Below are 10,132 nucleotides of genomic sequence, written 5' to 3'. Positions count from 1 at the left end.
CTTAACCGCTGAATTTATGGGGCTTGATAGTGAAAATCATTTATTTCAATCCCCAATCAACAGCAAAAACAGCTTGTAAAGCTGCAGTTTCAGTACGGAAACGTTGATATCCAAGACTAATTCCTGTGAAATTGTGATCTTCTGCAGCGAAAATTTCATCTCGCGAAAAATCACCTTCAGGACCAATCATAATTAAAATTTTCTGCGGGTTATTTTCCAAAACTGTTCTTAAAGGTGTTCGTTCAATATCCGCTTCGCAATGCGCAATACATTTCGTGAAACCTTCAAAATCCTGTTTGATAAATTCGTTGAATTTTGTCAAATCATTTACTTTTGGCAAATACGCTTTCAACGATTGTTTTGTTGCAGACTGAACAATTTTTTCAATTCGTTCAATCTTAATATTTTTTCGTTCCGAATGAAAAGTTTGCAAAAATGTAATTTCATCAATACCAATTTCGGTTGCTTTTTCCAAGAAAAATTCCAAACGTTCCATTGTTTTAGTTGGTGCAATTGCAATGTGCAAATAGTAATTTTTTTGTTCGAAATTTTCCTTTAAATCAATTACTTTTCCTTCAACTGCTTTTTTAGAAATCGACGTAATTTCAACTTGAGCCAAATTTCCTTTTCCATCCGTCACATGAACCAAATCGCCTTCATTTCCGCGCAAAACTTTCGCAAAATGATGACTTTCTTCTTCGTTCAGGATAGCTGTTTCGTGATGAATTTCTCCAAAAAATAATTTCATTAAATATGGTATTTAGCCACAGATTTCGCTGTGTTTTTTGTAAATAACTCTTGATCAAATTTTAAACTTCCAACCATTGCAATCATCGCTGCATTATCTGTTGTATAAGCAAATTTTGGAATAAAAGTTTTCCAACCAAATTCTGTTTCTCCATCTTTTAATCGTTGACGAATTTCAGAATTAGCCGAAACTCCACCTGCAATAGCAATTTGTTTAATTCCAGTTTCGTCCGATGCTTTTTTTACTTTTTCCATCAAAATATTAACGATAGAATATTGAATAGAAGCACACAAATCGTCAATATTTTCTTCGATGAAATTTGGATTTGCTTTGACCTCTTTCTGAATAAAATATAAAATTGACGTTTTGAAACCGCTAAAACTAAAGTTTAAACCTTCAATTTTTGGTTTTGCAAATTTGAATTTTGTAGGATTACCAATCTTAGATTTTTTATCGATAATTGGACCTGCAGGATAAGGTAAATTTAAAATTTTACCTGCTTTATCAAATGCTTCACCAGCCGCATCATCAATCGTTTCTCCTAAAATTTCCATCTCAAAATAATTATTGATTTTCACGATTTGAGTATGTCCTCCAGAAACCGTTAAGCATAAAAATGGAAAAGTTGGTTTTTCGTCGTTGGCATCTTCAATAAAATTTGCCAAAATATGTGCTTGCATGTGATTGACATCAATCAATGGAATATCCAATGATTGACTGAAAGATTTCGCAAAACTTCCGCCAACCAAAAGCGATCCCATCAATCCTGGACCACGCGTATACGCAATTGCTTTAAGTTCTTCTTTTTTAATATTTGCCTGTTTTAGTGCTTGATCTACGACGGGAACAATATTTTGTTGATGTGCTCTCGAAGCTAATTCTGGTACTACGCCACCATATATTTCGTGAATTTTTTGGCTTGCCACAACATTAGAAATAATTTTATTTCCGTCAATAATTGCTGCGCCTGTATCATCACAAGAAGATTCTATGGCTAAAATGTAGTTTTTATCGCTCATAATTCGTTGTAGAATAAAATTTATAACTTATTTTTACCCTGCAAATATCGTAAATTTAAACCATTGAAAATAGTCAGACGAATAGGAAGATTTTTATTGTCGTTGATTATACTCGTTTTAACCCTTGTTTTAACAGTAGCAATCGCAATACAAATCCCTGCGGTACAGACAAAAATAGCACATTTTGCCTTAGAAAAATTAAATAAATCGTTGAACACACAAATGTATGTAGATGCGGTTGATATTGATTTTTTTGGGCGTATTTATTTCTATGGTGTACACATTAAAGACGATTACAAATATGATTTTTTGAAGTCGAAGACTTTAGAAACAACAATAAATGTTTGGTCGTTAATTCCAGGAATCAAAAAAGATCATATCAATTTGAGTGAAGTGAAATTGATTGAACCTGAAATTCGTGTGATTACCTACAAAGGTGATTCGATTTCGAATTTCATCAAATTTGTGAACGGTTTTAGTTCTGATAAACCAAAAGATCCGAAAAAGATTTTCAAATTAGATGGAGATTTTATTTTACAGGACGGAAAAGTTTCAATTGTTAATCAAAATTCTGGAAATGTTTGGTTGGATTCGAAGCAGTTGAACATGACGGTAAAAAAGTTTCGATTAGTTGATTCTGATATTACGGCCGATTTAGAAAATTTCTGCTTTGTTGCAACAAAAAATAAAGAAACGTATAACGTACAAAATTTCACAGGAAAAGTTCATTATTCGAAAAAAGAAATTCGAGTTGGGAATTTAAATTTACGAACGGATACGTCTGTTTTAAACGGAAATTTATTATTGAGTTACAATCAACCTTCGGATATGTCTGATTTTAATAATAAAGTTCGTTGGGACGTTTTTTTTGATCGAGGATCTAAAATTAATTTTAAAGAAATTCGCTATTTCACTGATTTATTTGATAAAAATTCTTCGGTTGATTTATATGGAAAAGTAAATGGAACCCTGAATAATTTAACATTTACAGATTTCGAATTGAAAGGAGAAGATAATTATGTTGGTGCTTCTCGTTTACAATTGCAAGATGTGACACATGGTTCTTCGCTAAATTTTTCGACAAGAAATGTAAAAATCAATACATCCTATCAAAAAATTGTAAAGTTACTTCCAACCTTTGTTTCTAAGAAAATTCCGAATATGTTGACTCGTTTTGGAAACTTAAATTATCGTGGTGATATTTCATTAAATCCAAATGAAATTCATGCGAATGGTTACGCAGTTTCTGGACTTGGTGATGCTGATATTAAAGCTCAAATTAGGAATTACAAAGATGTAAAATCGTTAATTTATAAGGGAACTTTAGATGCGAAAAATCTTAATCTTCGTCAATTAACAAATGCAAAAGATTTGGGTTATGTAAGCGGAAAATTTAGATTTGATGGAAAAGGAACTGATCTAAAAAATATCAATTTAAATTTAGATGGAAATCTTCGTTACATCGATTTGATTGGAAAAAGATATCAAAATATTACGGTAGATGGTTTGGTCAAAAATTATCAGTTTAATGGTTTGTTTGATATCAAAGATCCTAATTTGAATGCACAATTGAACGGAAAAATTAACTTCAGTGGAAAACCATATGATTTTGATTTTACATCAAACATTCGTCAAGTTAATTTAGATTTTCTTGGAGTTACAAAAAATCTAAATGCAATAGTACGTGGCGATGTTGAAGGGAATTTTAAGCTGACAAATATTAATGATTTTAGGGGAAATATTGATGTCAAAAATCTTTATTTCCGTTCTAAAAAAGATACGTTAGAATTGTCACATGTCATGTTGAATTCTCAAATAGATGGTTCGCATAAAATCATGACATTAGATGTGCCAGATTATATGAAAGCCACTGTTGATGGTAAATTTAATATTACTGAAGTTGCAAATGTTATCAATAATTCGCTTGTAGATCTAGTGCCATCTTTCCGCCATAAAAAAGTTTCGCCAAATCAGGCTTTTTCGTTTGATGTTTATGTGCAAGAAAATTTATTACAATATATCGATCCATCGATTTCTATTGAGCCAGATACACATGTTAAAGGTTATATTGATGGTACGAAAAATCAATTGGAAGCGACATTGGATACTCCAGGTATAAAATATGCAGGAATTCAATTGTTTCAGTCGAATGTTAATCTAAATACAATTGCAGAACTACCAACACTTAATGCGAAAATTGATAGTATGAAAGTGAGTGGAGTTACGATTAATGCAATTAACGTAAATTCGATTCCGAAGAATGATACAATGATTGTCAAAACAGACTTTAATATAGGTCGTAAGAATCCAATTTTATTTAATCTAAATCTTTTTCACACAGTTCAGAATAATAATGATTTGATTTTTGGATTTTCACCTTCGACAATACAAATAGATTCGACACAATGGACAATTAATCATTTGAATGATGCAAATTCTAATCGGGTAATTTTTAATCGAATCAATAAATCATTAAAAGTTGAAGATTTGTCATTAGAATCGGAAGAACAATATTTAAAAGTAAGTGGTTTATTTAATAACAATGTAGATTACAATTTCAATGCTGATTTTAAAGATTTGCATTTAGAAAAAATCATTCCTAAAACATTATTGAATAATCTAAAAATTGTCGGTATAGCGAACGGTAAAGTAGATATTATTAGAACAAAAGAAAAGTTAGAACCAACACTTGAAGCTAAAATTGATAAGTTAGGTTTAAATGATTTTGAGCTTGGTAATTTGACTTTACAAGGAGGTTATAATGTAGCGGATAAACAATTTAATTTTGAAACAAGTTTACAGAAAGAGCAAATTCAATCGTTGGTTGCTTATGGTAATATTATTAATAAACCAACAGGTCCTGAAGTCGATGTAGATGCCAATTTTGATGAGTTTCATATCGATTTCTTAGAAGGATTCTTAAAATCTGTTTTCTCTAATATGCGTGGAACGTTATCTGGTGATTTAAAAATTACTGGACCAATTGATTTACCAAATCTTAGCGGAAATATGATTGCAAAAGATCTTGGATTAAAAGTTAATTTCTTAGGAACTGATTATTTATTTGAAGGAGAAAACGACCTATTTGTTTTTAAAGAAGGAGCAGGACAAGGGGTTATTAGATTGAATGATATTGCATTTAAAGATACTGCGTACAATACAAAAGGAAAAGTTGATGGTTTAATTCTTTTTCGTAATTTATCTAAATGGGGTCTCAACTTAGATTTTGATACCGATAATTTATTGGTGATGAACACGTCTATTAAAGACAATGAATTGTTTTATGGAAAAGTATTTGCGAAAGGAAATGTATCTATGTTTGGTGCGGTAGAGGAATTGGAGATTGCTGGAGATGCGACAGTGGTTGGAAATTCTGAGTTAACGATAAATACAGGAAGTACAACAATTGAGTCAGAAAATAATTTGGTACGTTTTGTTCCTAACCAACATCTAGATGAAAAATCGAAAAATAACGAGCCTCACGCACCAAAAGGAATGTCGATAGATGTCAACATCAATGCGTATCCAAATGCGATGGTGAATTTGATTTTTGATGCAGCTACAAATGATAAAGCAACAGCGCGAGGAACTGCAGAAAATCTTAGATTCTTAATGAATAAAGCAGGATTGAGTATTACAGGGGTATATAATATAGAAAGTGGAACATATGAGTTTAGACAATTTCCGCTGATTCCAAAAGATTTTAAAATCAAAAAAGGATCTTCGGTACAATTTGCAGGAAATCCACTTGATGCAACGCTTAATATTACAGCTGAATATCAACGTTCGGTGTCAAATGTTGGAGACTATTTAGGTGTAGGATATTCGCAAATTTATGATGCTCTCTTATCAATTAATATTTCTGAAACGTTGAAAAAACCTATTATCGATTTTGGATTAACAATTCCTAATGCAGGTTCGGATATCAATTCGCAGTTACAATCAAAATTCCGTTCAAATACAGAAGAACAGATGCTTCAGTTTAGTTATATCTTATTGACAGGTAAATTTGGTGATGCTTCGGCTGTTCAATCTGGTGTAACAAGTACAGCTGCTGATATTGGTTTATCGACAATTGCGGGTATGTTGTCTTCTATTGCGAACAATGTAGATATACAAATGGAGTATGTCGGTGGTAGTGCGCAATCGGAGACAAATGATAAAATTAGAACTTCTGTTTCTTATCGGGTTAATAATCGTTTAAGTTTACGTGGTTCGTATGGAATTGCGGTTACAAATAATAGAAATGTACAAGAGAACTTCGATGGGAATTTTGATGTTTCTTATGATATCTCGAAATTAAACAATGGATCTTTGGTCTTAAAAGCATTTACAAAACCTACAACTTTCGGTTTATTGCCAGGAATGGAAAATAACTTAAATCAAAGTTTCGGAGTAGGAATTCAGTACAACAAAAGCTTCGATACGTTTAGAGGATTTTTAGGTTTAGATGAAAATAAACGAAAAGCAAAAGCTAAAAAAGAAGAGCAACAGCAAGAAAGATTTGATTCGATTGTACTTCCGAAACAGTTTAAAAGTGAGGAAAGAAGAATAGATTCTACTCGTCAAACTACAAAAGATACGGTCAAAGTTACGTATCAAAAAAGTACTCAACCTAAAGTGGAACAAAAACGTCGTGGTTTAGTCAAAATTAAATAAAAAAAAAATGAGTTTATTGTGGTTAGACAATAAACTCGCGCAAACAAACAAAAGTGATTAGTTCTTTCTTTTTTGAACTATTATTATAACAAAAGTAAAATATTAAATAAATCATTAAAAAATATTTTGAAGTTTGTTTGTTTTATTTATAATTTTGCTAAAAATTAATTCGATTTTTTATTAAAATAATAATAATAATCAAAAATTAGGAAAATGAATTACATAATTGATGATGTTGATAAGAAAATTTTGATGTATTTGATTGACAATACAAGAATGCCATTTACAGAAATTGCAAAGAAAATGAATGTTTCTGCTGGTACTATTCACGTACGTGTCAAGAAATTAGAGGAGGCTGGAATCATCAAAGGAACTACACTAATTACAGATTATGATAAAATGGGTTATCAGTTTGTTGCGTATGTAGGATTGTTACTTACAAAAACAAACAAAACTCAGAAAGTGATAGATGAATTATATAAAATTCCTAACGTAACAGTGGTTCACGTTGTGTCTGGAAAATATAATATTTTCTGTAAAATTCGTGCAAGAGATACTTCTGATGCGAAAGATGTTATCTACAAAATTGATCAAATTGATGATGTATTGAGAACAGAATCTATGATTTCGTTAGAAGAATCTTTTAACGATAAAAATAGATTGATGCATTCAATTTTTCATTAAAAATAAATTTCAATTTATTAATCATCCCACAAAATGACAGACGAAGAAAAAGAAAAATATTTTCAGGTCGCTCTATGTTCAAGTCTCGTACTTTTCGGGTTTGATGGAGAAGATCTCAAAATATTGGTGTATAAAAAACTAAACGATCCTTTCAAAGGAGCATTGGTTTTGCCAGGAAAATATATTGCGCCAACGGTAAGTAACGATCAAGCAATTCACGAATTGTTGATTGAGAAAATTGCTTACGATGAGCATCAAACATATATTGAACAATTGAAAGCTTTTACAAAAGTTTTTCGTAATCCATTAGGACGTGTTGTAAATGTTGCTTATTACGCTTTGGTTAAATTGACACCTCAAATAGAGGAAAAAGTGAAAACACAAGGTGGAGAATGGTATGCTTACGACCGTGTTCCGGATTTGGCTTTTGATCACAATGAGATTGTAAAATATGCAAAAGAGCGTGTGAAACGTCGTGTAAAACGTCGTCCAGTAGGATTTAACTTACTTGGAGATGAGTTTACAATTGCGCAATTGCAAAGTTTGTATGAAAAAGCCTTGAATCGTGAGTTGGATAAACGTAACTTTAGAAAGAAAATCTTTAACTCAAATTTAATTATCGAAACAGGTAATACAACAGATCCTAAACAACATCGTAAAGTATCTAAATTGTATCGTTTTGATGAAGAAAAATACGAAAAATTGAGTTTGAAAGGATATGATTTCTTATTTTAAAATAAAGCTATGACAGATCAAAAAGTAGAACAAAATCAAGAACGTGACGATATTTTTGACACAAAAGTTTTAATGTCGGATAATACCAAAACAAAAGATTTGAAACACGAAGGAAACAAAACATCATTCCTTTTCAAGTCAATGATCTTTATAATGGTTTTCTTGATTTTGAGTATTCTTTATCGTGGTTATCAATTATTGGTGACAAATGATTATTTGTTCCGCCAAATGATGAACGAAGATGCGCCAGAAATGCCAAAATGGTATCCAATTTCGACTCTTGTTTTAGGAGTTATTGCATTGATAGGTATCTTTTTAGTGAAATCTTATAAAAGAATTGGTGTATATATGGTTGTGACATCATTATTTGTGTCAGCAGCAATGCAGCCCGAATTTATGGCAGATGGAACACTTTTTACCATGTTTACATTATTTGTGTTTATAGGTTATGGTTTAGCGATTATCTATCCATATTGGCACAAGTTTAAATAAAAACTTAATAAAGTCTAGAAAAGAGGTTACAATTAGTTGTGACCTCTTTTTTTGATGCTGAATTATTTGTATTAATATCATTCAATATGAATATTTTAAGCATGTTAATTGTTTAAGTTGATAAAAAAACTGCTTAAATAAAGTGAATATGAGAATTTAACGGCTATATTTGTCTTGTGTGGAAAAAATATAAATTAAAAGTACAAAATGGATTGTATTTCAGTATTTGATATGCTCAAAATTGGCGTTGGTCCTTCAAGTTCGCATACTTTAGGTCCTTGGCGCGCTGCAGAAGCTTTTCTGAAAGAATTGGATGCTGCATCTATCTTTAATAAAATTACAAAAGTTCGTGTAGATTTGTACGGCTCTTTATCGCTTACGGGTAAAGGACATGCAACTGATTATGCAGTAATGTTAGGGTTAAGCGGTGCTGATCCTGAATATATTCCTGTTGATGATATTTCGAATATTATTAATACAATCAATACAAATAAACAATTAAATTTTGGAAATAAATTTTTAATTGATTTTAATCCCGAAACTGATATCGTTTTCAATCGTGAGTTTTTATCTTTTCACGCTAATGGAATGATGTTTACAGCTTTCTATGAGAACGAAGAATTATCTTCTACGTTTTATTCGATAGGGGGAGGATTTATTACAAAAGAGGATGATAGTGCTACCAATACAGATGTCACTTGTGCTTTTCCATATTTATTTAATACATCAACAGAATTATTAGAATTTTGTTCGAAAGAAAATAAATCGATTTCTGAAATTATGTTCGAGAATGAAAAAACAATTCGAACTGAAGATGAAATTCACCACGAATTAATGCGTGTTTGGAATACTATGTTAGAGTGTATGTACATTGGTTGTCATACAGAAGGTATTTTACCAGGCGGATTGAACGTGAAACGTCGTGCTTACGATATGCACAAAAATTTGGTTGGAGCAACACCTTATTCTAATTCACAAGAATGGATTGCATCAATCCGAAAAACCAAAGTATATTTTCGTCAAATCTTGAAATGGGTGAGTTGTTTTGCTCTTGCTGTTAATGAAGTAAATGCTTCGTTAGGTAGAGTTGTAACAGCGCCAACAAATGGAAGTGCAGGAGTTATTCCAGCAGTTTTGATGTATTATTTGGTGATCGAAAATCATAAAGCTGGTCAAAAAGAGATTGAACAATTCTTAACAACAGCAGGAGTTATTGGTTCTATTTTTAAGAAAGGAGCAACTATTTCTGCGGCAATGGGAGGTTGTCAAGCTGAGATCGGCGTATCTTCAGCTATGGCTGCAGCTGCATTATGCGAATTAATGGGAGGAACTCCTGCGCAAGTAACAATGGCTGCCGAAATTGCAATGGAACATCATTTAGGTTTAACATGCGACCCGATTGGTGGTTTGGTACAAATTCCTTGTATCGAGCGTAACACAATGGGAGCGATTAAAGCGATAAATGCAGCAGAATTAGCACTGGATACAGATCCGTTGACTGCGAAAGTTCCGTTAGATAAAGTTGTGAATACGATGTGGGAAACTGCAAAAGATATGAATAATAAATACAAAGAAACTTCTGAAGGAGGTTTGGCAGTTGCTGTAAATATTGCAGATTGTTAGTAACTTATTTATTATCAGTAAAATAATATTATGTGTATTAATTGTAAGGATTATGAATGTGTGTTGTGTATTTCAAAAATAATCCTTACATTTGCACAGCCTTTTAGAGTTAAGGTACGGATGTTAAAGAATATTCATTTAGGGATTTTTTAGGCTGCTCAGCCATTTAATT

7 protein-coding genes are annotated in these 10,132 nt (G+C 31.6%); 5 read left to right on the top strand and 2 right to left on the bottom strand.

Annotated features, from left to right (window positions below):
• Window positions 1-40 precede the first annotated feature (40 nt).
• Entirely contained in the window at window positions 41-748 is a 708-nt protein-coding gene (locus B3578_RS03665) for an RsmE family RNA methyltransferase (RefSeq protein ID WP_291047079.1), read from the bottom strand.
• Window positions 748-1,767, bottom strand: a complete 1,020-nt coding sequence (gene tsaD / locus B3578_RS03660) for a tRNA (adenosine(37)-N6)-threonylcarbamoyltransferase complex transferase subunit TsaD (protein ID WP_291047078.1) — start codon at window positions 1,765-1,767, stop codon at window positions 748-750. Before tsaD ends, B3578_RS03665 begins: the two co-directional genes overlap by 1 nt.
• A gap of 63 nt (window positions 1,768-1,830) precedes the next feature.
• Here tsaD and B3578_RS03655 point away from each other — a divergent pair, with 63 nt between their 5' ends.
• The 5 genes from B3578_RS03655 to B3578_RS03635 all read left to right on the top strand — a co-directional run bounded on the left by B3578_RS03655 (window position 1,831) and on the right by B3578_RS03635 (window position 9,960).
• On the top strand, window positions 1,831-6,426 hold the full coding sequence (locus tag B3578_RS03655) for a translocation/assembly module TamB domain-containing protein (RefSeq protein ID WP_291047077.1): 4,596 nt from the start codon (window positions 1,831-1,833) through the stop codon (window positions 6,424-6,426).
• A gap of 213 nt (window positions 6,427-6,639) precedes the next feature.
• Window positions 6,640-7,110 carry an Lrp/AsnC family transcriptional regulator gene (locus tag B3578_RS03650; RefSeq protein WP_038336320.1) on the top strand — a complete coding sequence of 157 codons (471 nt, stop codon included), beginning with the start codon at window positions 6,640-6,642 and terminating at the stop codon, window positions 7,108-7,110.
• Between the two features lie 33 nt (window positions 7,111-7,143).
• The gene (locus tag B3578_RS03645; RefSeq protein WP_038336322.1) at window positions 7,144-7,845 is read left to right on the top strand and encodes an NUDIX hydrolase; all 702 of its coding nucleotides are present in this window, start codon (window positions 7,144-7,146) and stop codon (window positions 7,843-7,845) included.
• Window positions 7,846-7,854: 9 nt separating this feature from the next.
• Window positions 7,855-8,337 carry a hypothetical protein gene (locus B3578_RS03640; protein ID WP_219034200.1) on the top strand — a complete coding sequence of 161 codons (483 nt, stop codon included), beginning with the start codon at window positions 7,855-7,857 and terminating at the stop codon, window positions 8,335-8,337.
• Between the two features lie 207 nt (window positions 8,338-8,544).
• Window positions 8,545-9,960 carry an L-serine ammonia-lyase gene (locus tag B3578_RS03635; protein ID WP_125350222.1) on the top strand — a complete coding sequence of 472 codons (1,416 nt, stop codon included), beginning with the start codon at window positions 8,545-8,547 and terminating at the stop codon, window positions 9,958-9,960.
• The last annotated feature ends 172 nt before the right edge of the window (window positions 9,961-10,132 follow it).

Origin of the sequence: Empedobacter sp. UBA1574 (genome assembly GCF_002322895.1) — a bacterium.
Taxonomy (GTDB): Bacteria; Bacteroidota; Bacteroidia; order Flavobacteriales; family Weeksellaceae; genus Empedobacter; species Empedobacter falsenii_B.
This window is presented reverse-complemented; position numbering and strand designations above follow the sequence as displayed.